Source organism: Flectobacillus sp. BAB-3569 (genome assembly GCF_002270355.1).
Taxonomy (GTDB): Bacteria; Bacteroidota; Bacteroidia; order Cytophagales; family Spirosomataceae; genus Flectobacillus; species Flectobacillus roseus.
The window spans coordinates 371634-398364 of sequence record NZ_NJFZ01000005.1 but is presented as its reverse complement, the minus strand read 5'-3'; the positions used below and the strand labels follow the sequence as shown (position 1 = coordinate 398364).

Annotated in this window: 27 protein-coding genes and 1 tRNA gene; 22 read left to right on the top strand and 6 right to left on the bottom strand. The window is 38.3% G+C overall.

The annotated features are described in order from the left end of the window. Positions 1-87: 87 nt before the first annotated feature. The 5 genes from BWI92_RS05415 (at position 88) to BWI92_RS05395 (ending at position 4178) form a co-directional block, all read left to right on the top strand. Positions 88-1536, top strand: a complete 1449-nt coding sequence (locus BWI92_RS05415) for a BatD family protein (protein ID WP_095161097.1) — start codon at positions 88-90, stop codon at positions 1534-1536. Between the two features lie 56 nt (positions 1537-1592). Beyond that, on the top strand, positions 1593-2702 hold the full coding sequence (gene aroC, locus BWI92_RS05410) for a chorismate synthase (protein WP_095161096.1): 1110 nt from the start codon (positions 1593-1595) through the stop codon (positions 2700-2702). After that, positions 2702-3154 (top strand): nucleoside deaminase, encoded by a 453-nt coding sequence (locus tag BWI92_RS05405; RefSeq protein ID WP_095161095.1) that lies wholly within the window; start codon positions 2702-2704, stop codon positions 3152-3154. Before aroC ends, BWI92_RS05405 begins: the two co-directional genes overlap by 1 nt. 231 nt (positions 3155-3385) lie before the next feature. Continuing rightward, positions 3386-3997 carry a superoxide dismutase gene (locus BWI92_RS05400; protein ID WP_095161094.1) on the top strand — a complete coding sequence of 204 codons (612 nt, stop codon included), beginning with the start codon at positions 3386-3388 and terminating at the stop codon, positions 3995-3997. Positions 3998-4101: 104 nt separating this feature from the next. After that, positions 4102-4178, top strand: a tRNA-His gene (locus BWI92_RS05395). A 41-nt stretch (positions 4179-4219) separates the two neighbouring features. On the opposite strand, the gene BWI92_RS05390 is transcribed toward BWI92_RS05395, so the two are convergent. Next, complete coding sequence (locus BWI92_RS05390; RefSeq protein ID WP_095161093.1) at positions 4220-5146, bottom strand: serine hydrolase; 927 nt, start codon at positions 5144-5146, stop codon at positions 4220-4222. A 97-nt stretch (positions 5147-5243) separates the two neighbouring features. Here BWI92_RS05390 and BWI92_RS05385 point away from each other — a divergent pair, with 97 nt between their 5' ends. From BWI92_RS05385 to BWI92_RS05345, 10 genes are all read left to right on the top strand, one after another. After that, positions 5244-5690 carry a DMT family transporter gene (locus tag BWI92_RS05385; protein WP_095161092.1) on the top strand — a complete coding sequence of 149 codons (447 nt, stop codon included), beginning with the start codon at positions 5244-5246 and terminating at the stop codon, positions 5688-5690. A gap of 8 nt (positions 5691-5698) precedes the next feature. Next, a complete protein-coding gene (locus BWI92_RS05380) occupies positions 5699-6211 on the top strand; it encodes an NUDIX domain-containing protein (protein ID WP_229362708.1) in 513 nt (170 codons plus the stop codon). Between the two features lie 138 nt (positions 6212-6349). Further along, positions 6350-6910 (top strand): GDSL-type esterase/lipase family protein, encoded by a 561-nt coding sequence (locus BWI92_RS05375; RefSeq protein WP_141234692.1) that lies wholly within the window; start codon positions 6350-6352, stop codon positions 6908-6910. A 17-nt stretch (positions 6911-6927) separates the two neighbouring features. Next, the gene (locus BWI92_RS05370) at positions 6928-7281 is read left to right on the top strand and encodes a hypothetical protein (RefSeq protein WP_095161089.1); all 354 of its coding nucleotides are present in this window, start codon (positions 6928-6930) and stop codon (positions 7279-7281) included. Between the two features lie 95 nt (positions 7282-7376). Further along, positions 7377-8366 carry a sensor histidine kinase gene (locus BWI92_RS05365; RefSeq protein ID WP_095161088.1) on the top strand — a complete coding sequence of 330 codons (990 nt, stop codon included), beginning with the start codon at positions 7377-7379 and terminating at the stop codon, positions 8364-8366. Between the two features lie 2 nt (positions 8367-8368). Further along, positions 8369-9151 (top strand): LytTR family DNA-binding domain-containing protein, encoded by a 783-nt coding sequence (locus BWI92_RS05360; protein WP_095161087.1) that lies wholly within the window; start codon positions 8369-8371, stop codon positions 9149-9151. Positions 9152-9299: 148 nt separating this feature from the next. Beyond that, positions 9300-10529, top strand: coding sequence for a Na+/H+ antiporter (locus BWI92_RS05355; RefSeq protein WP_229362707.1), 1230 nt, complete (start codon positions 9300-9302; stop codon positions 10527-10529). Between the two features lie 5 nt (positions 10530-10534). Next, positions 10535-10870: a hypothetical protein gene (locus BWI92_RS28060; RefSeq protein ID WP_229362706.1), complete on the top strand. Its 336-nt coding sequence runs from the start codon at positions 10535-10537 to the stop codon at positions 10868-10870. A 61-nt stretch (positions 10871-10931) separates the two neighbouring features. Beyond that, positions 10932-11171 carry a membrane protein insertion efficiency factor YidD gene (gene yidD, locus BWI92_RS05350; protein WP_095161086.1) on the top strand — a complete coding sequence of 80 codons (240 nt, stop codon included), beginning with the start codon at positions 10932-10934 and terminating at the stop codon, positions 11169-11171. A gap of 103 nt (positions 11172-11274) precedes the next feature. After that, complete coding sequence (locus BWI92_RS05345) at positions 11275-12354, top strand: GTP-binding protein (RefSeq protein ID WP_095161085.1); 1080 nt, start codon at positions 11275-11277, stop codon at positions 12352-12354. 248 nt (positions 12355-12602) lie between these two features. Here BWI92_RS05345 and BWI92_RS05340 read toward each other — a convergent pair whose 3' ends face one another. Beyond that, positions 12603-13112, bottom strand: a complete 510-nt coding sequence (locus tag BWI92_RS05340) for an HPP family protein (protein ID WP_095161084.1) — start codon at positions 13110-13112, stop codon at positions 12603-12605. A gap of 598 nt (positions 13113-13710) precedes the next feature. On the opposite strand from BWI92_RS05340, the gene BWI92_RS05335 reads away from it, so the two are divergent. The 5 genes from BWI92_RS05335 (at position 13711) to BWI92_RS05315 (ending at position 20045) form a co-directional block, all read left to right on the top strand. After that, complete coding sequence (locus tag BWI92_RS05335) at positions 13711-14607, top strand: glycerophosphodiester phosphodiesterase family protein (RefSeq protein WP_095161083.1); 897 nt, start codon at positions 13711-13713, stop codon at positions 14605-14607. A 22-nt stretch (positions 14608-14629) separates the two neighbouring features. Next, a complete protein-coding gene (locus BWI92_RS05330; RefSeq protein ID WP_095161082.1) occupies positions 14630-16441 on the top strand; it encodes an alkaline phosphatase in 1812 nt (603 codons plus the stop codon). Positions 16442-16727: 286 nt separating this feature from the next. After that, positions 16728-17417: an RNA ligase family protein gene (locus BWI92_RS05325; protein WP_095161081.1), complete on the top strand. Its 690-nt coding sequence runs from the start codon at positions 16728-16730 to the stop codon at positions 17415-17417. Beyond that, positions 17401-18504 (top strand): AAA family ATPase, encoded by a 1104-nt coding sequence (locus BWI92_RS05320; protein ID WP_095161178.1) that lies wholly within the window; start codon positions 17401-17403, stop codon positions 18502-18504. Before BWI92_RS05325 ends, BWI92_RS05320 begins: the two co-directional genes overlap by 17 nt. 254 nt (positions 18505-18758) lie before the next feature. Continuing rightward, positions 18759-20045: a sensor histidine kinase KdpD gene (locus BWI92_RS05315; protein WP_095161080.1), complete on the top strand. Its 1287-nt coding sequence runs from the start codon at positions 18759-18761 to the stop codon at positions 20043-20045. 254 nt (positions 20046-20299) lie between these two features. On the opposite strand, the gene BWI92_RS05310 is transcribed toward BWI92_RS05315, so the two are convergent. Continuing rightward, positions 20300-21442, bottom strand: coding sequence for an acyl-CoA dehydrogenase family protein (locus tag BWI92_RS05310; RefSeq protein ID WP_095161079.1), 1143 nt, complete (start codon positions 21440-21442; stop codon positions 20300-20302). Positions 21443-21614: 172 nt separating this feature from the next. Between BWI92_RS05310 and BWI92_RS05305 the strand changes: the two genes are divergently transcribed. Then, a complete protein-coding gene (locus BWI92_RS05305) occupies positions 21615-22376 on the top strand; it encodes an enoyl-CoA hydratase/isomerase family protein (RefSeq protein WP_095161078.1) in 762 nt (253 codons plus the stop codon). Between the two features lie 416 nt (positions 22377-22792). After that, positions 22793-24910: a tetratricopeptide repeat protein gene (locus BWI92_RS05300; RefSeq protein ID WP_095161077.1), complete on the top strand. Its 2118-nt coding sequence runs from the start codon at positions 22793-22795 to the stop codon at positions 24908-24910. A gap of 246 nt (positions 24911-25156) precedes the next feature. On the opposite strand, the gene BWI92_RS05295 is transcribed toward BWI92_RS05300, so the two are convergent. From BWI92_RS05295 to BWI92_RS28605, 3 genes are all read right to left on the bottom strand, one after another. Beyond that, a complete protein-coding gene (locus tag BWI92_RS05295; protein ID WP_095161076.1) occupies positions 25157-25366 on the bottom strand; it encodes a hypothetical protein in 210 nt (69 codons plus the stop codon). 191 nt (positions 25367-25557) lie between these two features. Beyond that, a complete protein-coding gene (gene wecB / locus BWI92_RS05290; RefSeq protein WP_310588860.1) occupies positions 25558-26499 on the bottom strand; it encodes a non-hydrolyzing UDP-N-acetylglucosamine 2-epimerase in 942 nt (313 codons plus the stop codon). Continuing rightward, positions 26469-26660 (bottom strand): hypothetical protein, encoded by a 192-nt coding sequence (locus BWI92_RS28605; protein WP_310588859.1) that lies wholly within the window; start codon positions 26658-26660, stop codon positions 26469-26471. The genes wecB and BWI92_RS28605 overlap by 31 nt, the downstream gene beginning before the upstream one ends. Between the last annotated feature and the right edge of the window lie 71 nt (positions 26661-26731).

Here is a 26731-nt window from a genome sequence, read left to right as displayed (position 1 = left end):
GTGTCATATTCGCCAACGAATAAATCTAGAAATTGAAAACAGTAAATCATTCAAAACCCATAAAATAGTATCTATTGACGAAAAACGGTGAAATTTACAAATAAATATATCAATATTCTAATATTATTTTGTTTTTTATTTAGCTATTCGCTGATAGCTCAGGAAAACACACCTACACTTGTTTTGGGTGAAAAGACCATCACAATGGATGGATTTTTTACCATAACAACTGTGGTAAAAACAAATCCTGACCAGCCATTTCCTGAATGTAAATTTCCAGAATTAATAGAATTTAATAAACGAGGATATTCAAAGTCTATTGCTCGTTCGGTTGTTAATGGACAGCCTACGGTTACCTATAATATTACCCAAAACTACCAGCCTAAAAAAGAAGGTACGTTAAAAATCAAACCATTTAAAGTACTGGTTAATGGCACCGAAATCAAAAATGAGGGAGTAGTTGTGATTGTCAATAAAGCAGTAGCAAGCCCTAATCCTGAAACGGAGAATGAGGAATCATTGGTATCAGTAGCTGAAGGCAATCAAAAAGACTTAGTAAATGTAAAAGAAAATGCATTTTTGGCCATCAGCACCAACAAATTAGCGCCTTATGTGGGAGAAAACTTTACCTTGACGCTAGCGTTTTATGTTGCCGAAAACAATACAGCCGCTTTAGAATTTGATCATAACGAAATACAGATTCCTGAAATTATCAAAAAGATAAAACCTGAAAGTTGCTGGGAAGAAAGCTTTGGACTTACCGAAACGCAAACTTCGACGGTAAAATTGAATGGTAGAACCTATACGCAATACAAGTTTTATCAGGCAACTTTTTATCCACTTAATAACAAGAAAATTAGTATCCCTTCTGCAAATCTTCGTTTGTTAAAAGACTTTGATGAAAAAGAATCTAAAAAACGTAATTATGTTACTTTTTCGAGTAAAGCTTTTACCATACAGCCGAGAGACTTACCACCGCACCCTCTGAAGCAACAAGTATCGGTGGGCAATTTTTCGCTTAAAGAGAATGTGAGTAATAGTAAAGCTCAAACAGGGCAATCTATCGACTATCAAATTCAAATTATTGGTGATGGGAATATCTCTGTAATTCGTTTACCCGAAGTCAAAAATGATAGTACTTTTGACTTTTTTCAACCTGATATTAACTCGATTGTATCGCCTCAAGGCAGTAAAATTATTGGCACAAAATCTTTTACTTTTCATATTATTCCCAAACAGGCTGGTAACTTTGCAATGTCAAAGTATTTCAATTGGGTATTTTTCAATCCAACTACAGCTCAATATGATACGCTAAAGCCCAAAGTGATAATCCATACCAAGGGTCGAACTATTAGCACGGTAGATACTCCTAATGCTGAAAATTCGACGATTTATGATGGACTAGAGAATATCTCGACACCCGAAGGAACAAGCAACTTGGTGAGACTTCTCAAGAACGAAGCAAATATCATCATTATCATTATGCTGGCAGGATTGATTTATCTGTTTTTACCAGGCAAGAGAACCAGACAATAACATCGACTCATGGGCAATTTGAAGTACCCCTTGCCACGAGTCAAATCATTCAAAAAATGAGCAGTACATACGGTAAATTATTTAAAATTAGCACTTTTGGTGAATCGCACGGACAAGCAGTTGGGGTAGTGGTAGATGGATGTCCAGCTGGAATTCCTTTTGATGCTGAATTTATTCAAAGTGAGTTAGACCGCCGTAAGCCAGGGCAGTCACGTATTACAACACAACGTCGCGAGGCCGATGAGTTTCAGGTTGTTTCGGGTGTATTTGAAGGAAAAACCACTGGTACGCCTATCGCTATGTTGGTTTGGAATGGCGACCAACGTTCGAAAGACTATTCACATATTGCTCAACAATTTAGACCTTCGCACGCTGACTTTACCTATCAAGCTAAATACGGTGTCCGTGATTATCGTGGTGGTGGTCGTAGTTCGGCTCGTGAAACGGTGGCTCGTGTTGCAGCAGGTGCTTTGGCAAAGTTGGTATTAAAAAATATTGGTATAGATATCAAAGCTTACGTTTCGCAAGTAGGTAAGTTAAAATTAGAAAAATCATATCAGGAGCTCAACTTGGCATTGGCAGAAGAAAATGCCGTTCGTTGTCCAGACCCAGCCTTAGCACAAGAAATGTTCGACTATATTGATGAAACTCGTAAAAAGGGAGATTCAATTGGTGGAATCGTAGACTGCGTGGTAACAGGTACACCTGTAGGCTTAGGCGAACCTGTTTTTGATAAACTTCATGCCGAACTTGGTAAAGCTATGTTAAGTATCAATGCCGTAAAAGGTTTTGAATATGGCAGTGGTTTTGCTGGCGTAGAAATGTACGGCTCTGAGCACAACGACGAGTTTTTTATCGAAGACGAACAAGTAAAAACCAAATCTAATCATTCAGGAGGTATCCAAGGTGGTATTTCAAATGGGGCAGATATTTACTTCAGAACAGCCTTCAAGCCAGTAGCAACCATTATGCAGGACCAAGCGAGTGTGGATCAAGAAGGTAATATTGTTACGGTATCAGGTAAAGGCCGCCACGATCCATGTGTAGTACCACGTGCTGTACCTATCGTAGAAGCAATGGCAGCCTTGGTTTTAGTAGATTTTTACCTTCGCAACCGTGCCACACAAGGGTTGGCTTATGAACAAGAAGAAAAATTAGAGTTTTAATGCAAAAGAATAATTCCCTTTTTTCAGATGAGTACTTTATGCAATTGGCACTTTACCAAGCAGAGATGGCCATGGAAAAAGGGGAAATTCCAGTGGGAGCAGTGGTCGTTTGTCAAAATACCATTATTGCCAAAGCACATAATCAGACCGAACTATTGCAGGATGTGACCGCTCATGCCGAAATGTTGGCACTAACGGCTGCAGCTAACACGCTCGGAGCAAAATACCTTCGAGATTGTACATTGTATGTAACTCTTGAGCCTTGTATTATGTGTGGTGGGGCTTTGTATTGGTCTCAAATAGGGAAAATCGTCATTGGTACCATGGACGATAAAAGGGGGTGTTCGAAAGTGAGTCCAAAAATTTATCACCCCAAAACACAAATTATCACTGGCGTATTGGAAGAGACTTGTGAAGCTATGCTGAAAAGCTTTTTCAAAAAACTACGTTAGCTTATTAGTCGTACCATTGGCTCATTCAGTTCTTAGATTTTCCTTAATAAACAAACTTTACAGGAACTTATAGCCTCTGAAGGCAGTTTTTTAGACAAAGACTCTTAGTCACCAACAACGACGACTTGGTTATAGGTTGTTTTTATCAATCTACATGATTCATTGGACAGTCTATTTCTAAAGTACTTGACAGATATATTTTAAACTCAATTAACTTAATTAACTTAAAAAATGGCATTCGTATTAGACCCACTTCCATACGCTAACGACGCGTTGGAGCCGCATTTTGATGCATTGACAATGGAAATCCACCATGACCGTCACCACAATGCTTACGTAACAAACTTGAACGCTGCTGTAGCAGGTACAGAATTAGAAGGTAAGTCTTTGGAAGAACTTTTGGCTTCTATCAGCACGCTTTCACCAGCGGTTCGTAACAACGGCGGTGGTCACTTCAACCACAACTTGTTCTGGAATATTCTTTCTCCAAACGGTGGTGGTGCTCCAGTAGGTGCATTGGCTGAAGCTATCAATGCTAAATTTGGTTCTTTCGATGAGTTCAAAGCTGAATTCAAAAAAGCAGCAATCAGTCGTTTTGGTTCAGGCTGGGCTTGGTTAGTAGCTCAAAAAGATGGTTCTGTTGCTATCTCTTCTACGCCAAACCAAGACAACCCATTGATGGACGTAGCTGATGTTAAAGGTTTTCCTGTAATCGGATTAGACGTTTGGGAACACGCTTACTACTTGAAGTTCCAAAACAAACGCCCAGATTATATCGACGCATTCTGGAATGTAATTGACTGGAATATTGCTGAAGCTAGATACCAATCAGCTAAAGCCTAGATAATCAAAAACTTAGGCAATACTTTGATTTTTTTTGTAAAAAAAAGCTTCAAAGTATTGCCTAATACTGATAAAATACCTAATTTTGCATCACCAAAAAAACGGAGAGTGTAGCTCAGTTGGTTAGAGCATCGGTTTGTGGTACCGAGGGTCGTGGGTTCGAGCCCCATCATTCTCCCCAAAAGGTTATCTGAAAAGATAACCTTTTTTATTTTACCCCAATCAGTACCATTTTTCTATCCCTGCTGGTGCTGTCCATTGGAATTTAGGCTCGTAATGTTCCCAAACTATTTTTGAAACATTTCTCAATAATTGATACCCTTCGTTATTTCTTGTCCATGATTCGTCCTTTTGATTTTTAGTCGTAACACAAACTACATAATCACCAGAAGGCGCATTTACTAAAAAGACCTCAGATCTTGACTGATTCACGGCACCTTGTTTAGAGGCCACCTGAATCGTTGGAGGAATTTGACTTAGTGCTTCGCCATCCCAATAAATCCTCACCATATTACGATAAATACGCTCACTGGCAGCAGGGCTAATTACTTCTCCTTTTCTAATTTTTACTAATAATTCAGCCATTTCTCTAGGGGTAGTTTGTCCCCAGCCATAAATTTTACGATAGGACTCACGACCAGCAGTACGCGAATTAACCCTAGTATTTTCAAAACCATTAGCAGCTAGCCATTCATTGATGGCAGTACCAGTAGCCATAGCCTGACACCAAAGACTGGCGGTATTGTCAGAGGTAGTAATCATCAACATAGCGACCTTACTCAAAGCGATTTTTTCACCATCCTTAAACGAGCCTAAAATATCTTCTCCAGCATACAAAAGGGAGTCTTTGTAAGTAAGAATCGCGTGATAATCCAATTCGCCTTTCTCGATTTTGTTGAACAAACCAATGGTTATAGGTACCTTAATCATACTTGCCGTTGGAAAAATGGTATCTGCTTGAATAGCTACTCCCGTATTCTTTTTCAAATGTTTCACATAAATACCTGCCACACCCTGAAAGTCTTTTACGAGCATTTGAAGCTTTTTTTCCAGTGCTTTATCCGTTTTGAAAGAATTAGTGGGAGCTTGAGCAAAGAGTTGAGAAGAAAATAAAATGAACAGAATCTTGAGGTAAAATGTTTTTCTCATAGTTTTTGATGAAATTGTTGAAAGTTTACAAAAGGCAAACGCCTTTCAACCAATTTACTATTTATCGAGCAATTACAATCTCTCTTGTACCTATAAAATGCAACAATTCATTTTTATTTTCTTAGCTTTTCTTTGTGGGGCAGTATTTCCTACGCAGGCTGCATTTAATGGTAAAATGGCCTCAATTGTAGGTCATCCGATTTTAGCGGCTATTCTGTCATTCATTACGGGGCTCATTGCCTTGATAGTTTATGCCATTGTTGCCCAGATACCCATGCAACAATTTACGGCGTTTCGTACTGCGCCTTGGTATGTTTGGCTGGCTGGAATCTTAGGTGCTTTTTATGTAAGCACGATTGTGGTATTGATGCCACGATTAGGAGCAGCACTAACTTTTGGTTTGGTGATAGCTGGGCAAATGACTATTTCGATACTGATGGATCATTTTGGTTTATTTAATCTTCCTGTACGTGAAATATCGGCAGGGCGCCTCTTGGGGGCACTTTTATTATTAGCAGGTGTTGTACTTATTCGTAAATTCTAATGACAAAAATGAAATTTTGTCCACAATGTGGAAAAGAACTCGTGTATAAAATCAAAGATGGTAGAGATAGACATTTTTGTCCCGACGAAAGCGAATGTGGATATGTTTACTGGAACAATCCCATTCCTGTGGTAGCTGCCATAGTGGAGCACGAAGGAGAAGTTATTTTGGCACGCAATGCTGCTTGGCCAGCGACTTGGTATGCCCTCATTACGGGATTTTTAGAGTCTGGAGAGACGCCAGAAGAGGGAATTATTCGAGAGGTCAAAGAAGAACTAAATCTTGACGGCGAAATCGTAGAATTGGTAGGCCTATATGAATTTCACCGAATGAACCAATTGATTATTACTTACCATGTCAAAGCTACGGGAACAATCGAACTTTCTGAAGAACTAGTAGATTACAAACGTCTAAAGCCTGAAGAAATTAAGCCTTGGCCAGCAGGCACTGGACGAGCTGTACAAGATTGGCAAGCTAAAAGAGGTATTTTCAATGAAATGTTTGATTTTACAAAAGGCTAATTAACCACGGGTGAATCATTTCACCCGCTAGGTAGAATTGATGGTCTGTGACGAAACGTAATGTTAACCTTAACACTAATCTCTTCAATGCAATAAAGTAAAAACCGCTTTTAGTACATTTATTTGCCTCTCACAACTATGAAAAACATCTCTCTTCGCTTTCTTTGGATTGCGTTTATGTTGCTGTGTCAACATAGCTTTAGCCAAAAGTTTTTTGATCCTTCAGTCAAAAAAGTATTATTTATCGGAAATAGTATTACGTATTCGGGCGAATATATACAGCTATTCGAAACGATTTATCGTTTACAAAATCCAGAGAGTAAGGTAGAGTTTTATAATTGTAGCCTTCCAAGCGAGACAGTTTCTGGGCTTTCGGAAGAAGGGCACGCCAATGGTCGATTCCCTCGCCCAGTATTATTTGAGCGTCTTGATAGGGTTTTGAAAATGATTCATCCAGATGTTGTTATTGCTACTTACGGCATCAACGATGGTATTTATCAGCCTTTTTCAGAAGAACGTTTTTTGAAATTTCAGGAAGGTATCCAAAAGCTTCATCAACAAGTAGAAGCTATGGGAGCGAAGATTATCCATTTAACTCCCTCGGTTTATGAAGAAAAGAAAAAAGAGGCAACTTTCAATTACGCCGAAGTCATGGATCGCTATGCTCAATGGCTTATTGCACAAAAAAATGGGAGATAATCGATACCCATTTCCCAATGAAAAAGGCTTTGGAAGAAGCTAAAAAGAAAAACCCAGATGCTACATTCGCTTCTGATGGTGTGCATCCCAACTCGCAGGGACACTGGATAATCTGTAGAAATATGTTGACCTATTTTGGTTTGAAAAAAGCCAAAAATGCAGAAGTTTGGACAGAATTATACCCCAATCGCTCGGTAAGTAATTTGTTGTTACTTTTTCAGAAAATCCAAACAAGACATAATATCCTCAAAAATGCTTGGCTTCGCGCTACCCAACACACACGTCCAGAAATGCCAGAGGGTTTACCCATGGATGAAGCACTCACAAAAGCAAAAGCATTACAAGCAGAAATAGATAGCCTTTTAAGATAAGAACCTTTTCACCGACAAGCTTTTCCTATTCACCGATAAAGCTCAGTTAACTACCTATTTTTTTGTAGATTTGATTGGTTTACGCTCAAGATTTCATGTTCAACAACTTCATATACAAGCGAGTGATAGGAGGGATGGCGCTATTGGCAGCCCTTTTGGTCAATTTACCTATTATCATTCTCAACTTAGAACATTTACACAATTGGCAAATTGCCTTAATTGATGTAACAGTACAGGTATTTTGCTGCTTTGTGCTTGGGATAAGTGTGGTAGGGGTTTTGATGGAGAAAACGCCCTATACTTGGATAAATCGCAATAAAGCTCTTGTAATTTTTGGCTTACTGATCGGTTATTGCTTTATGCTGGCAGGGCTCAACAGCCTTTTTCTTCCTGTGCGGATGGGCATGATTTCATCGATTATCATGCGAGGAGCAGTAGTGATAGTCATGATGTACCTATGGAGCAAAAATCTTATTGAGGCAGAAAGAAAAAATGCCCTATTACTCGAAAACCAACAATTGAAACATGACAACGTACTTTTTCAATTAAATGCCCTCAAAAATCAACTGAATCCTCATTTCTTATTCAATTCGCTCAATACGCTTAGTTGGTTAATTAACCAAGATACCGCCAAGAGTCAGGAATATTTACAAAAACTTTCCCAGGTATTGCGCTATTCGTTGAGTATGCAAGAACAGCAGTTGGTGAGCTTAAAAGATGAATTGGTCTTGGTTGAAAACTATGTTTTTTTGTTACAAATGCGTTTTGGCACTAATTTACAAATCAATCTTAGTCCAATAGAGCCTACTCCGTATCAGATTTTACCCCTGTCGATTCAGTTATTGATAGAAAATGCCATCAAACACAATGTGGTATCGTCGAGTAAACCTTTGCAAATTGACATTTCATTTGAGGAAGAAAATATCATTGTTTCGAATAAAATTTCACCCAAACTTCACGCTGAAGGCACAGGCATAGGATTGGCCAACCTAGACAATCGATACAAACTTATGACAGGAAAAAGTATTTCGATTCAAAAAGACACATTATTCACCGTTCGATTACCCTTGATTAAGCATTCATAAAAATGGACCATCCACTAAAAATAGTTATTGTAGAGGACGAACCCGCAGCCGCGAGTCAATTGCATTTTTTGTTGGGGCAACTAGAAACTCCTGTAGAAGTTATCCACATCATAGAGGGCGTTGAAGAAGGTTTAGCATGGTTTCAGCAGAATACAATGCCCGATTTAATTTTATCGGATATACAGTTATCAGATGGCGTTTCTTTTGAGATTTATGAAAAAATTACATTGGAAACACCTATTATCTTTACCACAGCTTTCGACGAATATGCTATTCGGGCTTTCAAGCTCAATAGCATTGACTATCTGTTGAAACCTATCGATCAAGAAGCGCTAACAGCTGCCATTCAAAAGTTCAAAAACCAACAACTCTATCATTATTCTCAGTTGCAATCGCTTCTTGCGCAACAGGCTTTTATGGCTAAGAATTATCGACAAAGTTTTTTAGTGAAATTTAGAGATAAGCTTCTTCCTATTAAAACTGAAGATTTTGCCTTTTTCTACATTGATCAAGGTATCGTTTATGGTCAATTATTGGACGGGAAAAAGTACAGTTTAGAGTTCAAATTAGAAGACTTAGAGCAGCAACTCGACCCCGCCTATTTTGTGAGAGCCAATAGGCAGTTTATACTGAGTAGAGACAGTGTTGTTACCATCGAGAGTTATCCACATAGTCGTGTGAATATCCAAACCCATCCTAAAGCACCTTCAGACATCGTTATTAGTAAAGAAAAAGTAACATGGTTTAAGAAATGGTTGGCGAATCAAGTAACAATAAAGGCGTAAGGAGAACATTTCCCTACGCCTTTATTGTTGTCTCAGTAAGCATTCTCATGAGTTTTTTGTAGATTGGAAAAAGATTTACATATCAATACTTTGATATTTGCCTGAATAACCTAATTCCAAACCTAAAAGTAAATCAAGCCCTACAAGCATGTTACATCATTTTCCGTTTTATTTATCCTTAATTTTACTCATTATTATTCTGATTATTGTCGCCGACCGAATCAGAGTGGCGTATCCTATTTTGCTGGTATTGGGCGGACTTGGTTTAAGTTTTATTCCAAGTGTTCCTGACATTGAAATTGACCCTGAGTTAATCTTTATTATCTTTTTACCACCGCTATTATCCGAAGCAGCATGGTCTATTTCGTGGAAAGAACTTTGGAAATGGAGGCGGATTATTACCAGTTTTGCCTTTCTGATTGTATTTCTAACAGCCTTTGTCGTGGCGCTTGTGGCCAATAGCTATATTCCAGGTTTTTCTTTGGCATTAGGCTTCTTGCTGGGTGGAATCGTATCGCCTCCTGATGCCGTAAGCGCGGGTGCTATCATGAAGTTTGTACATGTTCCAAGTCGTTACCAATCGATTATTGAAGGCGAAAGTTTATTAAACGACGCCTCAAGTTTGATTGTATTTCGCTTTGCCTTAATTGCTGTAGGTACGGGTCAATTCATTTGGCAGGATGCCATTTTGAGTTTCGGTTGGATGGTATTTGGAGGGATCGGTATTGGTTTGGCGGTAGCTTATGGCTTCTTTAAAGCACATCGTTTATTGCCAACCGATGTCAATATGGATATTGTCTTGACACTTGTAGCTCCTTATATGATGTATATCGCAGCTGAAACGGTACATAGCTCAGGAGTTATGGCGGTAGTAAGTGGAGGGCTATTTTTGGCACAACGCAAACACCTTTTCTTAAATAGTAGCGGGCGTATCAAAGGGTTTTCGGTATGGGAAAGTCTTTGTTTTGTGCTCAATGGACTGGTATTTATGATTATTGGTCTAGCACTTCCTACTATCACGAAGGGGCTAGGAAACGTAAGTGTAAATGAAGCCATTGGTTATGGCGTATTAATTACCGTAGTGTTGATGGTAAGTAGAATTTTATCGGCGTATGGGGCCGTAGTTACCACCTTGATAGCTAGAAATTTTATTACAGTAGCCGAAAAACGAAACCCAGGTTATAAAGCACCGTTGGTCATTGGCTGGGCAGGGATGCGTGGCGTTGTATCATTGGCTGCGGCACTTTCAATTCCTGAAACGCTCGAAAATGGCGTGCCTTTTCCACAGCGTAATTTAATTTTGTTTATCACTTTCATTGTGATTTTGCTAACACTATTAATTCAAGGATTGACTTTACCTATTTTGATAAAAAAATAAATCTTTTGCGAGATAACGAGGTACTCCCAGGTGAATCGCATTATCAGGAGATGTATCGCAAGCTGACAAACCAAAGTCTGGAATATTTACACTCCAATTACGAAGAACAAATTACAAGACAGCCCATTTTGAAAAAGATTGTAGAAAAATGGGAAGAAGAAGGCAAAGAATTTGACAATATTCGCCTCGACCAAGAATGTAAACTGGTGTATGTAGATATGATCAATCACCAACGAGAGTGGCTTCGTGAGTGGAACAAAGACCATGAAGTAGACGAAAATATCGTTCGTCGCCACTTATACCGTTTGGACTTAGAGGAAGAGAAATTGAAGTATAGGTAAGCTTTTAACACATTCCTATTTATTATTACTCAAATTGCATCTGCTCACAGCAGGAAAGCTCATGTATAAATTGTTTGCTCATTTTTTAATTGCCTCGGTACGTGTATATCAGGCTATTATTTCTCCATATTTCCCTAATGCTTGTCGCTATAATCCTACATGTTCGCAGTACATGATTGAGGCTATTCAAGAATGGGGAATCTGGAAAGGAACTCGTCTGGGACTCAAACGTATTGCCTCTTGTCATCCTTGGGGAGGCAGTGGGCATGATCCTGTACCTCGTAAAAATGAGCAACGCTAACTCTAGGTAGTTATAAGTTAGCAGTATATCAGTTATTATAATGAACCCGTAATCAAAAAATCGCAATCCCTTCGGTGTTTCTTGCCTAATTCTTCTTTATCTCATGGAAAAAAAGATTCTCAATAAAATACCTACCAATATCATTACAGGTTTTTTAGGTGTTGGCAAAACCACCACCATTTTACATATTCTCAAACACAAACCTGCCGATGAGCGATGGCTCGTAATTGTCAACGAATTTGGGGATGTCTCTATAGACCATATCCCTATGGAAGGACAAAGCCAAGGCCAAGAAATGGCGGTTCGTTATGTCGCTGGTGGGTGTATTTGTTGTACCGCTAATTTACCTTTACAGACTACGCTTACACAAAGTATCCGTCAGGTAAAACCGCATCGAATTTTGATAGAACCCACAGGAATAGCGCATCCCGAAGCAATCATAGACTTATTGCAAGGAGAGTTTTTGTCAAAAGTAATTGACTTACGAGCGACTATCTGTTTGGTCAATCCTATTCAATTAATGAATGATAAGTACTTCGACGATGAGGTATATCAAGATCAAATTACCTTGGCAGACGTTTTGGTAGCCAATAAAGCAGATTTAGCTGGCGATGAATTGCTTCAAAAGTTTGCTAAATGGGCACAAGCGCTTTTTCCTCCTAAGGTCATGATTGCAGCAGTCGAAAAAGGAGAAATAGACCTCGATTGGCTTGATATAGAACCCTATCCACATCGCAAAGCTGTCTATATGAATGCTCATTCAAATCAGCTAGAAAATGTGCAAATTGTTGAAAATCAGAAAGAAAGTTTACAGCCATTACCTAATAAGCCTATCAAACGTGAAGGACGAGCTTTGGGTACTTTTGGCTGTGGTTGGGTCTTTCATCCAGACGAAATTTTCTCAAAAAATCAATTATTGGCTTGGATTGACTCATTAAAAGGCTTCGAAAGAATAAAAGGTGTATTTAGAATAGGAGAAAAAAATTGGATTTTTATCAATAAAACTACCGATGAGCCAGCGAATGAATGCTCGATAGCTTATCGAAAAGACAGCAGAGTTGAGATAATTTCCTTAAAACCAGTTACTTGGTCATTAATAGAAAAACAGTTGTTGGATTGCCGTAAAAGTGACCCAAATCAAGTCGATATTCCAAGTTTTAAAATGCCTTTTAATCTAAAATGATAAACATTCTAAATTTAGTGAGTTGAGATTGAGTGATTATTTTAAAAAGATATTTTATTAGTAGAGACGCAATGATTGCGTCTTAAGCCGTTCATATCTAGCATGATTTTATCAAAAAGCGGTCGAAATATATTTCCGACCGCTTTTTGATAAAACTTGGAGAAAAATCCCAACCCTAATTTAGGGATGACTCCTATTTATAGCTTCATTTTCAAATCTTCAAATTCTCCGATTTTCAAATTTGAATCCTATCGCCAGTACTTTGGGTACTTTCGTGTTTTGTGAGCATTGTTAAAAATCAATGCCACCAAGACTAAGACAAGAGCCCCAGACAAGAGTGGAGTAAATAAAAACCCCCATGAGGCATGGCTTAGAATAATTACCATCACATCGGCGCCTGCTGGCGGGTGTACTGTTTTAGTGAGCTGCATCAAAGCGAGTGAAATTCCTACGCCCAAAGACATCGAAAAAATGCTATCACCTACCCAATACAGACAACATAAGCCCACAATTCCAGCAATTAAATGCCCTCCAATAATATTTCTCGGTTGTGCCAAAGGACTATCAGGAACGCCAAATGCTAAGATGCAAGTAGCACCAAAAGGAGCAATTAGCATGGGAGTTTTAGTCCATTCGGCTATCAACCCAATGCTTGCGATACCAATGAGCCCACCCAAGGCCGAACTAAAGGCATGCGTCCATTTAGGACGAGCGGGACTACGCTCGTTTGTCTTAAACTTCGATAAATAATTTTTCATGGTTTTGTTTCAGATGCTTAGCCCTAAAGGTTAAGTCTTAGAATATTAAGGCAAATTTACATAAGAAGGTTTCATTTACAATCGGAAAAGTACAAGTGCTTAACCACCTAGTAATCAACTCAAAAGAGCCTTAATAGGAAAAGTACAAGTTCAAACTATTTTCCATAGTATTTCAATGGTAAAATCTTAAGATATGGTGCTCTATATTTTCGATAAAAAAAGTCTAGAAAAAATGCCAGAATAAGTATGAATGCAAAATAAAATTTAAGTTGTGAGCTTTAGGCAGCAGGCACAAGGCAAAGAGTGTTAAAATGTTTTTAATAACCAAAGACATGCTATTTTCTAAAGCCCACCGCCGAAAGCCGATACCTGAAAGCCTAATGCCCTACAAATTACTTTAACATAACCATAAAATAGGTTTAATACTCAAGCAAAAAGTAGAACCTACTTTTGTGGTTCTTTTATTGATAACTAACGATTCTAGTATGCGAAAAGCCATGAGTTAGGGATATGAATTGTCAAAAAAGCTTGTATCTTTTGAACAACTCTGAGCGGTTTGATATTCAGCGATTTGTCCAAAAACAAAACATCCAATTTTATGAAAAAACTCATTTTATCAGCATTACTGGCCTTTGCCTCTCTTAATACGCCCTTGTTGGCACAAACATTTGAGATAGAAGGACATAGAGGTTCAAGAGGATTGATGCCAGAAAATACCATAGAAGCATTTAAGAAAGCAATCGATTTGGGTGTCAATACACTCGAACTGGATGTTTGTATCACCAAAGATAACAAAGTAGTGGTTTCGCATGAGCCTTATATGCTGGCTCAATATATGTCAAAACCCGATGGGACTCCTGTGAGTAAGCAAGAGGAAAAATCACTGAATTTGTATCAAATGACTTACAAAGAAATCAAGCAATATGATTCTGGGATTCGTGGTAATGCGGGCTTTCCTGAGCAACAAAAGGTATCAACCTATAAGCCGCTTTTGAGCGAAATGATTAAGGCCTGTGAAGCATATATCAAAAAGAATGGTTTACCGCCTGTCAAGTATAATGTAGAAATCAAATCAGGCGAAAAGGAATACGGCATTTACCAACCTGCTACTGTTGAGGAGTTTTCTGATTTGGTTCATAAAGACTTGAAAAAGCTTCTTCCTGCCGACCGTATTATTCTTCAAAGTTTTGACTTTGCTGTTTTAAAACACTGGAAAAAACAAATTGATGCTGGCAAATATATGCCAGTGCAATTATCAGCTCTTACGGGTGAACTAGGTCCAGAGGCAACATTCGATGCTTTAGGTTTTTTGCCAGTTTATTACAGTCCTTATTTTAAATTAGTTACACCAGAAAGAGTAAAGGCCTGCCATGACAAAAATGTAAAATTAATGCCGTGGACAGTCAATGAAATTTCGGATATGAAAAAGATGAAAGAACTCGGTACCGACGGACTCATTACGGATTATCCTAACCGAGTGAAAAGTATTCAATAACCCCAATTTCTCATAAAAATCAATGAAAAAAGTCCTTCTTTTTAGCATTTTATGTTGTTTGGGCAATGTTATTTTTGCCCAAAACTATACGCTCAAAAATGCTCATTCGCATAATGATTACGAACACCAACAGCCTTTCTATCAGGCATTTGGCTTAGGGTTTGGCTCGATTGAGGCTGATGTCTATTTACAAAAAGACGAAATTTTTGTTTCACATGAAGTAAAAGATATTCATCCTTCTCGTACGTTCCGTAAGCTTTATTTAGAACCTATTTTAAGAGAAGCATTCATCAATCCTAATGGTGTCAGACCCTTTCAGCTATTGATAGATTTAAAAACGGAAGGGGTATCTACTTTGACCGCTTTGCAAAAACAGTTGCAGCCTTATCGTCAATATTTTGATAGAAAAAACAACCCCAATGCGATTCAAATCGTGGTAAGTGGCGAGCGTCCTGCTCCTAGTACATGGGCACAATTTGATGAGATTTTTTACTTTGATGGAAGAGATAATGAAACCTATCCTACCGATTTGCAGTGGCGTGTTCCGATGATTAGTGCCTCATTTAGAGACTTTTCTAAATGGAATGGACTAGGGCGCTTGCCTGCCAATGAATATAAGCGCTTAGAAGCATTTGTGAGCAAATGGCATGCTGCACAGAAAACAGTACGTTTCTGGGGAGCACCCGACAATCGCACAGCCTATATCAGTTTCATCAAATTAGGAATGGATTGGATTGGTACTGATCATTTAGAACAATTGAGTGAGTATCTTCAAAAACTTCCTAATAATCTTTCTCTGGTAAAACCAACTCATGAGGCTTACTATCCTACCTTCAAGTCTGATGGTATTCAGAAAAAATCAAAAAATGTGATTCTATTGATTGGCGATGGAATGGGTATTGCACAGATTTATGCGGGTTTCACTGGAAATAAAGGCGATTTGAATGTATTCAGAATGAAACAAATAGGTTTGTCAAAAACTAGTTCTGCTGATAATTACAATACTGATTCTGCTGCTGGTGCAACAGCCATGGCCACAGGACAAAAGACCAACAACCGCTATTTGTCGGTGGATGCTAAAGGCGATAGTATTGCAACATTGCCAGAGGTACTTAATCGTTATAAGATTCCATCGGGCGTAGTCGTTGCGGAAGAAATTACGGGAGCAACTCCAGCAGGATTTTATGCGCATCAGCCAGAGCGTAGTTGGAGCAGTGAAATCATCAAAGATTTGTTGAAAAGCCCTATCAAATTGGCTATTGGAGGTGGAAATACTCTCATTAGCGAAGCGCAGAAAAAGGCAAATCCTAGTACCTTGTTCTTAAATGATTTATCACAGTTGAATCCAGCAAATCCTAGCAAAGCCATTGTGTTGGTTCAGGATTCATTGGTAAAACCTAAGCAAAAAGGACGTGGAGAGTATTTGTCACAAGCTTTTGATAAAGCTATTGCACAACTTTCGACTTCGAAAGACGGCTTTTTCTTAATGGTAGAAGGCTCTCAAATCGACCACGGTGGTCATGCAAACCAATTGCCGTTTGTAGTAGACGAAATGATTGATTTTGATAAAGTAATTGGCAAAGCTATGGCTTTTGCTGATAAAAATGGAGAAACAACAATTATCGTAACTGCCGACCACGAGACAGGAGGCTTGACACTTCACGATGGTAATTTTACGACAGGAAAGCTCGAAGGAAGTTTTGCTACACCAGACCATACAGGTATTCCAGTAATGGTATTTTCGTACGGTCCAAACTCTACGTTATTCCAAGGTTTTTACGAAAACAATACCATTTTCAATAAAATCTTACAGTGCTTTGGTAAAGGGAAATAACCTTCTTGACCAGAAATAACCAAGCAATTTTTATCAACGCCGTAGGCGCGACAGAAAACCCATAAATTCTGTTGTTCCTACGGCGTTTATTATTACTAGCAAAAGGGATTTAGAAACTTTAAAAATAAATATTACTTTTGCACCAGCGTTAAAAAGCTGATTTACAAATTATTCACTTCTATAACTCCTACGGTCATGTAATGCTTTTATAAAACACATTCAATGCTTTCTCTGCTTTATTGAGCAGGGACTATTGGTATTATGTTTTATGTAAAGTTTTTATATCATGACTATCTCACGAAAGTACAACCGTACTTATCATTATCCCTTTTCTCCTGGTACTAGTTCTGATGACCGAATTAATAAGAACTACTGGGATGATTTATCACAAATTACTCAAGTTATCCATACCGAAAAACTCGATGGTGAGAACAACTGTATTTCTCGTCATGGCGTATTTGCACGATCTCATGCTACTCCAACTCAATCGCCTTGGACAGCTCAATTGCGTCTCCGATGGTCATCCTTAAAACATGATTTAGGAGATTTAGAGATTTTTGGAGAAAATCTTTACGCTATCCATTCAATCGAGTATAAGCGTTTGGAAGATACATTTTTTGTGTTTGCTATCCGTGAAAACAACCATTGGCTTTCTTGGGAAGAAGTATGCTTCTATGCAGGAGTTTTGGACTTACCTACAGTTCCTGTACTAGCAAGGGTATCACTCAGTAATTACACACAACAGCTTTATGAGCAAGAGATATTGACCTTGACTGCCCAACCAAGCCAGTTTGGCTCTGTAGATGCCCAAACGCAGCTTTTATGCACCTGTGAGGGTATTGTCACTCGAAATATAGAGGCTTTTGAAGTGGATGACTTTCAACATCATGTGTTCAAATATGTGCGTAAAGGTCATGTAAAAACGGATGAACACTGGACTAAAAATTGGAAAAAAGCAAATGTTAACTATAGATAATCAAACATGGGAATATTGGAGTGCTCGATACGATTGGGTACGCCAAATGGACAATGTGCCACAAGATGCGATTCATCATGCAGAGGGCAATGTGGCAGTACATACTCAAATGGTATTAGAGGCATTAACCTCATTGCCAGAATACAAAGAATTGACACAAACTGAACAAAGTATTTTATGGTATGCTGCATTGATGCATGATATCGAAAAACGTTCGACTACTGTAGTAGATGAGCATGGGAGAATATCGTCGCCTGGGCATGCTAAGAAAGGCGAACGAACGGTGAGACAAATTCTTTATCAAAACTTTGCGATGCCATTTGAGTACCGAGAACAAATAGCCAAACTGGTACGCTATCACGGTTTACCTTTATGGATTTTTGAAAAAACTTCACCAGAGCAAACGCTCATCAAGGTTAGTTTGGAAGTAGATACTAAACTGCTGGCGATGCTGGCAAAGGCAGATGTATTGGGTCGTATTTGTGAGGATCAAAAACAATTTTTAGAAAAAGTAGCGCTCTTTGAACTCCTTTGCCAAGAACAAGAATGTTGGGGAACTAAGCGAGTATTTCCATCAAATTATAGCAGATTTGAGTTTTTTCGTCAAGAATCTCTCTATCCTGATACCTTGTTGTTTGATGAATCAAAGGTAAAAGTGATTCTTCTGTCAGGCATAGCGGGCACAGGTAAAGATTACTGGATTCAAAAAAACTGTGGCGACATACCTGTAATAAGCTTGGATGATTTGCGAAGAAAGCTGAAAATTTCTCCAATAGATACCAAGGGAAATGGAAAGGTAATTCAATTAGCAAAAGAACAAGCGAAGGAATATCTTAGAAACCAGCAGAGTTTTGTTTGGAATGCTACAAACATTACCATGCAAATGCGCGAACAGCTGATATCACTGTTTGTTAGCTATCGTGCTTTTGTAGAAATAGTGTATCTGGAAGTACCTTACAAAACCTTATTACAACAGAATTCAAAACGTCAAGCAGTCGTTCCCGAAAAAGCTATAAACCGTATGATTGAAAAGTGGGAAGTGCCTAACCTTTGGGAAGCACACGAAGTAAAATATGTTTGTAAATAGATCATTAAGTTAGTACGCAAAATAAAGTTTAAGATTGTGCTTTAAGCTTTCAGGTATCGGCTTTCGGCGGTGGGCTATGGGAAAAATGCTTGTCCGTGGTCGTTAAAAACATTTTAACACTCTTTGCCTTGTGCCTGTTGCCTTGTGCCTAAAAATATTATTTTGGTATTGTTCAGCCTTTAGCAAAAGCTCACCGCTGTTAATGAAATGTTAAAGGATACGAACTTGTAGGCGATAAACGTTAATTTTGAACTATGAATTCAAAGACCTTACGCATATTTGTTGCGCTGTCAATCTTGCTAATGGCTGGCGTTATTGTAATCCAATATTTTTGGTTTAAGCAGGCTTATAATATCCAAGACCGAGATTTTGACCAGCGTGTGACTTCCGCTCTAAGAGTGGTAAGTCGTCGTATCCTTGATTTTAACCACAACCCCAATAATAAGCTTTTGCAGCCCGTCGAGCGTGTAACCTCGAACTATTACACCGTACAGACCAATGATACTATCAACGCAAAAGTATTGGAAGAATTCCTAAAGCAGGAGTTTGCCAGAAGTGATATTCGTCTCAATTTTGAATACGGGATTTATGATTGTTTAAGCGACAGAATCAATTACAAATCTTTTGTTTGTCACTCTGAAAACTGCGATAGAAGCGATTCCACGGCACATTATCGTTTTCCAGATCTCAATATCCATAATTACTATTTTGGGGTGTATTTTCCTGATAAAAAATTCTTTCTATTGGGCGATTTGGATAACTGGTTTATTTCATCGACCATCCTTTTGGTGGTAATGGCTTTCTTCGTGTATGCGCTCATGGTGATTTTTAAACAAAAGCGTCTTTCTGAAATTCAGAATGATTTTATCAACAATATGACCCATGAGTTCAAAACGCCTATTTCTACTATTTCTATTTCGTCCGAAGTGTTGATGAAACCTGAAATTATCAATACGCCAGAGCGATTACTAAGCTATGCGTCTATTATTAGAAAAGAAGCCTCACGACTCAAAAAGAATGTAGATACAGTTCTTCAAACAGCCAATATCGACCAAAAAATAGATAAGTTGAATCTGGAAGAAATAGATGTTCATGAACTATTAGAAGATTTGAGTATCAACTGCGAGCCAATTTTTAAAGAAAGAAAAGGTGAATTATTGCTTGATTTACAAGCAAGTTCAGCGATTATTAAAGCTGATAAGCTCCATATCAGCAATGTTATCCACAATTTGATTGATAATGGGCTAAAGTATTGTGAGATTATTCCAAGAGTAAAAATTAGTACTTATAACCAAGGGAATGATGTAGTAATCAGTATTCGCGATAACGGAATTGGTATTTCGGAGCGTGATCAAAAATACATCTTCAATAAATTTTTTAGGGTACACACAGGCGATGTCCACAATGTGAAAGGCTTTGGCTTAGGATTGTATTATGTCAAAGAAATGGTAGAAGGACATAAAGGAAAAGTTGAACTCAAAAGTAAACTAGGCGAAGGCAGCGAGTTTTGCTTGTTTTTTCCGCAGGTAAAGAATATTTAGTAATTGAGTGAATTGTGAATGAGTGATTTTCCAAATAGGTTGCGACTTAAGTCGTACCCTATTTGGAAAAAAGCACTCAAATATTAGTCATTTATTGACTACTAATCAAAAATGGCGGTCGAAAAACTAATTTCGACCGCCATTTTGATGTTATATTTTAGAGGAATACCTCTTTAGACGCAAAGTATTGCGTCTCTACTAGTAAAATACCTATTAAAAATAATCACTAAATCACAACCCACCCAATCACTCAATCACAAAGGATAGTCCTTCAAAAACTCTCGTGTGATAACGATTTTTTGGATTTCAGAAGTACCTTCTCCGATGGTACAAAGTTTGGCATCACGATAGAATTTTTCTACTGGAAAATCTTTGGTATAGCCATATCCTCCGAAGATTTGGACTGCATCAGTAGATACTTCTACCGCAATTTCAGAGGCATAATATTTAGCCATAGCGGCTTCTTTGGTCATGCTTGTTCCTTCCATTTTGAGTTCGGCTGCATGGCGAGTCATCAGCTCGGCAGCATGAACTTTGGTAGCCATATCAGCCAATTTGAAACTGATTCCTTGAAACTGTACAATCGCCTGTCCAAATTGTTGACGTTCTTGTGCATATTTTGCGGCTGCGGCCAAAGCACCTTTGGCAATCCCTAGTGACAAAGCTGCAATGGAGATACGTCCCCCGTCCAAAATTTTCATGGCTTGTTTGAACCCATCGCCTTCTTCGCCCAAACGAGCAGATACAGGAATTCGACAGTCTTCTAAAATTACTTCGGCAGTTTCGGAGGCACGCATACCGAGTTTATTTTCTTTTTTCCCAAATTTTAAACCAGGGTTTCCTCTTTCTACAATAAAGGCTGTCGCATTATTTTTGGCACCTAGCTCGCCAGTACGTGCCATAATTACCACAACATTTCCTGATTTTCCATGCGTAATCCAACATTTGGAGCCATTGAGCACATATTCATCACCGTCCCGACGTGCCACGCAGGTCATACGTGCAGAATCTGAACCTGTATTAGGTTCGGTTAAGCCCCAAGCACCAATCCATTCGCCAGAAGCTAATTTGGGAAGATAAGTTTGTTTTTGTTCTTCGCTCCCAAACTGTAGAATATGATTGGTACAAAGTGAGTTGTGCGCTGCCACCGAGAGACCAATTGAGCCACACACTTGGGCGATTTCTTCAATGATGCTCACATACTCTTGATAGCCCAAACCTGAGCCTCCGTATTGTTCAGGTACTAGAACTCCCAGAAAACCTTGTTGCCCTAATTGGTGCATTAGGTCGATAGGGAAGTGTTGTGCTTCGTCCCATTCCATCACGTGTGGAAGGATATGGCGCTCGGCAAATTCTTTGGCCGCAAGGCGGACTAAATCATTTTTTGAATTGTACATTTTATAGTTAAAGGTTTGTTGATGAAGTATAATTTTCAATTAAATAGTCTATAAAAAGTATTCAAAGACTATTAGGTTTATCGATTTTTTATCATCTTTATATTAACAAGATAACGAACTAAAGACGATATTTTGATGAAAAAGTCCTGAAATTTCTAAAAATATTTTAATTATGCAAAATTCTTCATCAACAAACCTTGATATTTCTATTGCCTCTTCGGGTGTTGTAACGCTCACTTTTTCACATCCGCCAACCAATGCAATGCCAATTGTACTTTTGGAAGATTTAGCAAATGCCATAGAAAAATTGGCAGAAGATTCTAAAGTGCAAATCATTATTTTGCAAAGTGGCGGAGAGAGAACTTTTTGTTCGGGAGCAGATTTTAATCAGTTACTCGCCATTGATAATTTGGAAGATGGTAAAATATTTTTTAGTGGTTTTGCCAAAGTGATTAATGCTTGTCGAAAATCTTCGAAAATTATCATCGGTCGCGTGCAAGGCAAGGCTGTTGGCGGAGGCGTTGGTTTGGCTGCTGCTACCGATTATTGCTTTGCAACTCAGGCGGCAAGTATCAAACTAAGCGAACTCCATATCGGAATTATTCCTGCTGTTATTGAACCCGCCGTGAGCCGTAAAATTGGACTTTCCTCATTTTCCAAAATGTCCTTAAAACCTACCGAATTTTATTCGGCACAATGGGCTTTTGAGCAAGGACTGTTTTATGAAGTACACGAAACCATAGCCGAAATGGATGAAGCTATAGCACGAATGACCGAGCAGTTAGCTACTTATAATCCAGAAGGCTTACAAGAACTAAAAAAAATCTTGTGGCAGGATACAGCTCACTGGGATACCTTACTGTATGAAAGAGCAGAAATAAGTGGAAAATTGGTTTTAAGCGAGTTTACCAAACAGGCCTTGCGCAAGGTTTAAAAGATACTTTCTAAAAGTATCAATACTAAGCAATCTATAAGAATTACTTCTTCGTATATATGGCAATTAAGTAGTTGATTTACAGTAAATAATAGCGGTATGGAATGGAACAATACTTTGTGGTCTATCCCTTTTAACCTTTTCAAGTAGTTATTCATTTACAAAACAATAATTAGATATATCACTTTAGAGAGGCACACTCCCAAAAGTATTAATGATTGGAATTATTTCGAGCGAAGTACTTAAAAGCACTGGTTTTATATACCAGTGCTTTTTTAATGGTCAAAATGAGGTAGTATTCAATGTCATTTACTATTCTTGAAATAAATAATGGCAATTTCTCGCACAATTTTTGATGAGTAATTAATTTTACTAATACGCAATTAGCTAGTAGCAATTCAATTAATCAATTATTCATGGCAAAGAGTAAACCTTCGAGTACTGTAAAACCTCAGAGCGCCAAATCTGTGGAAACTCAGTCAACAAAATCCGCCTCAACCGTCAACTTTATCGCGCCGCCAATCGAAAATACACCTCGTAATTTCAAAATGCTTTTGGGTATCATCATAGGAGCCACTTTTGTCGCCTATCTACCAGGCTTTCAGAATGGATTTGTATGGGATGATATGTTTTATATTGTCAATGACGAAGACCTTCGCAAGGTTTCGTTTGATAATTTTTATAAGCTTATTAGTGATTTTTATTTAGGTAACTGGCATCCATTGACTATGCTTACCTATTATTTGGAGTATACTCTCGTGAAAGATACAGCTTGGGTATATCACCTCAACAATACCATTATCCACGTACTAAATAGCATTTTGGTATTTAAGGTTATAGAAAAACTGAGCAAAAACTTTTTAGTAGGGGCAGTTACGGCGGTTCTTTTTGCGATTCACCCATTACACGTGGAATCGGTAGTGTGGGCAGCAGAGCGAAAAGACGTCCTTTATACCTTATTCCTATTGCTTTCTTTTAGACAGTATCTCAAATATAGCGATGCCCTTGAAGAATCAGGAAAAACCCAATGGAATAACAAGCATCTTTGGTTTGCTTTAATCTTGTTTGTTCTTTCGTGTTTCTCGAAAGGTATGGCTGTAATTTTACCAGTTGTATTTTTATTGACTGATTACTTCTTATTAAATCGTCGTAATCTGATTCAAATAGGTATTGAAAAAGCGCCGTTTTTTCTAATATCACTCATTTTTGGTTTGATTTCCATCAAAGCACAAAGTGAAGCTGGTGCCAATGCCACAAAGGTCATTAGTTCGTCATATTCGCTTGGAGAGCGCTTTTTTATGATAAATTATGGAATGCTCACTTACTGGCTCAAAATGCTTATTCCTGCCAATATGTTGGCGTTTTATCCATATCCACAAAAGCCAACAGGCGTGATTCCTAGTTCTTATTATTCTTCGTTTGCAGGTATTATTGTTATCGCTCTTTTGGTGTATTTTTTGGGTCGTCGCAACAAACTGGTCTGGTGGGGAGGATTATATTTTTTAATCGTAATATTTCCTGTTTCGCAAGTATTGCCTGTAGGTAGTGCGTTGATGGCCGACCGTTATTTTTATGTGTCATCTATTGGTCCATTGATGTTGATAGGTTTGTTTGCCAATTACCTCTATCAAAAAGCCTCCACCAACAAAGCGTTTCCGAGTATAGCCACCATTGTGTTATTGGCATTTACCTTTTTGTCTTTCCGCCAGTCTACCAAGTGGAAAGATACGCTTACGCTATTTACACCTGTTTTTGAGAAATATCCTAACGACCCGATGGTTACAAGTAACTTGGGTTGGTATTGGTTTTTGAAAAAAGATAATGAAAAAGCAAAATTCTATTTTGAAGAAACGCATAAGACTAATTTCAAAACGGCGGATGTACATACTGCTTTGGGACAAATTTACTTTGATGAAAAGAAATATAAGCTTACGGTAGAAAACTTTGAAGCTGCCTTGAAATTAAAGCCTGAGGAAATGAAAAACCTTCATTGGATGCTTGGAGGAGCTTATTTCTATACAGGAGAATACGACAAGGCAATTGCCGAAAGCCAAATTGCTTTGGATAAATCTGACAACAAAAACCAGTTTGCCAACAATATCATGGGTTTGGCTTTGTGCAAAAAAGGTGATGAAGTAGAAGGACGAAAATATTATGAAAAAGCCTTGTCGCTAGATCCAAAATTTGCCGACCCTTATGTCAATATCTCTACGATATACAACCATCAGGGCAACCATGAAAAGGAAATTGAAGTGCTACAAAAAGCTTTAAAAGTGGATAAAAAAGCCATGACTGCTTACAAAAATTTGGGTGTAGCCTATAAAACCCAAGGCAAATGGCAAGATGCTATCAAGATTTGGGAACAAGGCGCCCAAATGGATGCCAAAGATGGAAGTTTTTACTACAACATAGGCTTAGAATACGGTCAGCATGGCGATATTCCGAATGGAGTAAAAGCAATGCAAAGAGCTGTAGCGCGTGGCGATTCTAATGCTATTAGCTTCCTGACTGTACGAGGTATTCCATTAAAATAGGAAATAATACTTAATGTTAATACTCAAAATGAGTCATCCCGAATTTTAAGATTGGGGTTATTCTCCAAATTTTCATTAAAAAAGGGGTCGGAAAATATTTTCCGCCCCCTTTTTTGACACTAACATGCTAGATATGAATGACTTAAGATGCAATCATTGCGTCTCTACGGCTAGAATAAAAATTTTAACATAATCACTCATTCGCTCAATCACTCATTCCCTAAACTAGGGATGACTCATGTTAATTTAGTTGTTCGGTCTTGGAGTTCTTTTTCCTTCTTTACGAATCAAAGAATCACGCTTTGGACGTCCTTGTCCGTCGCCACGAGGACCTCTTTGACGACCTGTTGAATCGGCTTTCCATTCTCTTTTTCCTTTTTTAGTAGGAACATCTTGAGCCAATGTAGTACCTAAAGTAAAGCTAAAAATAGCGGCAATCATCAATAATTTTTTCATGACTAAAAGTGTTCAAATTAGATTGTTGGACAACTAAAAATGAGAATTTCGGTTCTTGGATTATTCTTAAAAGATAAGGTTTAACAATGATGTACAAGATTATACGTCTAAATCCAATACCTAAAACAGAAAACCCTCGAATATGCCGATATTCGAGGGTTTTGACTTTGGAGTCTCTATGAAGTCACGATTTATTTACCAAGTTTTTCTACTAAAATAGCTGCAATTCTTTCAGAGGTATGCCCATCCCAAAGTGGAGGGATTGTTCCTTGCTTAGCTTTTCCTTCTAAAATTTCTACAAATTTTTCATGCACTGTAATAGGATTCAAATCAGCCAATAACTGATTTGTGCCAAGTTCTACAGTGACAGGACGCTCGGTGGTATCTCTAAAAGTTAAGCAAGGTACTTTCAAAAAGGTAGTTTCTTCCTGAATACCTCCTGAATCAGTGATAATCAAACTAGCATTTTGCATCAATTGCAAAAACTCTAAATAGCCTTGAGGTTCTGTCAAAACTAGGCCTTCAATCGCTTGAAGTCTATCCCAAAGTCCTAAGTTTTTGAGGTTGTTAGCCGTGCGTGGATGAATTGGGAATACTACTTTTTTGAATGGAACGGTATTTTCGATAATTGTCAAAATCGAAGAAAGACCTTCAGCCGTGTCTACATTAGCAGGACGGTGCATGGTCATTACGACAAATTCATCTTTGCTCAAGCCTAATTCGTCAAGTACAGGCGTTTGCTGTGCTTTTTCCAGATAGTGCACCAAGGAATCAATCATGACATTTCCTACAAAAAACACTTTTTCGTCAGGAACACCCTCATTTTTGAGGTTGTTGATACCTGATTGTTCAGTAATAAATAAATAGTCGGATACGCTATCTGTCAAAATACGGTTAAGTTCTTCTGGCATTTTGCGGTCACCACTACGAAGACCAGCCTCCACATGCGCCACAGGAATATGTAATTTGATAGCGACCAAAGTGCAAGCCAAAGTAGCATTTACATCGCCTACCACTAATACTAAGTCTGGTTTTTCTTGAAGAATTACTTTTTCAAATTCCAACATTGTACGTGCTGTCACCTCTGTATGAGAGCCTCCTCCTACACCGAGGAAATAATGCGGTTTAGGCATTTGAAGCTGTTCAAAAAAACATCACTCATCTTGGCATCAAAATGCTGTCCTGTATGAACAATCTTTGATTCGATAGCTGGGTGATTTTCAAAAGCACGATGTAATGGCGCTACTTTCATAAAGTTGGGACGAGCGCCAACGATGTTAAGAATTTTCAACATAGAGTATGTACAAAAAATGTTTGATGCTATTCGTAATTATAGTTATCCACAATTGATTGTGGATAACTATG

Coding starts and splice junctions, on each gene's coding strand:
- BWI92_RS05365 (WP_095161088.1), top strand. CDS start 7,377: ATGTTCAACAACTTCATATACAAGCGAGTGATAGGAGGGATGGCGCTA.
- BWI92_RS05340 (WP_095161084.1), bottom strand. CDS start 13,112: ATGAAAAATTATTTATCGAAGTTTAAGACAAACGAGCGTAGTCCCGCT.
- BWI92_RS05305 (WP_095161078.1), top strand. CDS start 21,615: ATGCAAAATTCTTCATCAACAAACCTTGATATTTCTATTGCCTCTTCG.
- BWI92_RS05370 (WP_095161089.1), top strand. CDS start 6,928: ATGAAAAAGGCTTTGGAAGAAGCTAAAAAGAAAAACCCAGATGCTACA.
- BWI92_RS05335 (WP_095161083.1), top strand. CDS start 13,711: ATGAAAAAACTCATTTTATCAGCATTACTGGCCTTTGCCTCTCTTAAT.
- wecB (WP_310588860.1), bottom strand. CDS start 26,499: ATGCCTAAACCGCATTATTTCCTCGGTGTAGGAGGAGGCTCTCATACA.
- BWI92_RS05405 (WP_095161095.1), top strand. CDS start 2,702: ATGCAAAAGAATAATTCCCTTTTTTCAGATGAGTACTTTATGCAATTG.
- BWI92_RS05375 (WP_141234692.1), top strand. CDS start 6,350: ATGAAAAACATCTCTCTTCGCTTTCTTTGGATTGCGTTTATGTTGCTG.
- BWI92_RS05320 (WP_095161178.1), top strand. CDS start 17,401: ATGTTAACTATAGATAATCAAACATGGGAATATTGGAGTGCTCGATAC.
- BWI92_RS05390 (WP_095161093.1), bottom strand. CDS start 5,146: ATGAGAAAAACATTTTACCTCAAGATTCTGTTCATTTTATTTTCTTCT.
- BWI92_RS05310 (WP_095161079.1), bottom strand. CDS start 21,442: ATGTACAATTCAAAAAATGATTTAGTCCGCCTTGCGGCCAAAGAATTT.
- yidD (WP_095161086.1), top strand. CDS start 10,932: ATGTATAAATTGTTTGCTCATTTTTTAATTGCCTCGGTACGTGTATAT.
- BWI92_RS05295 (WP_095161076.1), bottom strand. CDS start 25,366: ATGAAAAAATTATTGATGATTGCCGCTATTTTTAGCTTTACTTTAGGT.
- BWI92_RS05330 (WP_095161082.1), top strand. CDS start 14,630: ATGAAAAAAGTCCTTCTTTTTAGCATTTTATGTTGTTTGGGCAATGTT.
- BWI92_RS05345 (WP_095161085.1), top strand. CDS start 11,275: ATGGAAAAAAAGATTCTCAATAAAATACCTACCAATATCATTACAGGT.
- BWI92_RS05355 (WP_229362707.1), top strand. CDS start 9,300: ATGTTACATCATTTTCCGTTTTATTTATCCTTAATTTTACTCATTATT.
- BWI92_RS05380 (WP_229362708.1), top strand. CDS start 5,699: ATGAAATTTTGTCCACAATGTGGAAAAGAACTCGTGTATAAAATCAAA.
- BWI92_RS05325 (WP_095161081.1), top strand. CDS start 16,728: ATGACTATCTCACGAAAGTACAACCGTACTTATCATTATCCCTTTTCT.
- BWI92_RS05315 (WP_095161080.1), top strand. CDS start 18,759: ATGAATTCAAAGACCTTACGCATATTTGTTGCGCTGTCAATCTTGCTA.
- BWI92_RS28605 (WP_310588859.1), bottom strand. CDS start 26,660: ATGTTGAAAATTCTTAACATCGTTGGCGCTCGTCCCAACTTTATGAAA.
- BWI92_RS05300 (WP_095161077.1), top strand. CDS start 22,793: ATGGCAAAGAGTAAACCTTCGAGTACTGTAAAACCTCAGAGCGCCAAA.
- BWI92_RS05360 (WP_095161087.1), top strand. CDS start 8,369: ATGGACCATCCACTAAAAATAGTTATTGTAGAGGACGAACCCGCAGCC.
- aroC (WP_095161096.1), top strand. CDS start 1,593: ATGAGCAGTACATACGGTAAATTATTTAAAATTAGCACTTTTGGTGAA.
- BWI92_RS05385 (WP_095161092.1), top strand. CDS start 5,244: ATGCAACAATTCATTTTTATTTTCTTAGCTTTTCTTTGTGGGGCAGTA.
- BWI92_RS05400 (WP_095161094.1), top strand. CDS start 3,386: ATGGCATTCGTATTAGACCCACTTCCATACGCTAACGACGCGTTGGAG.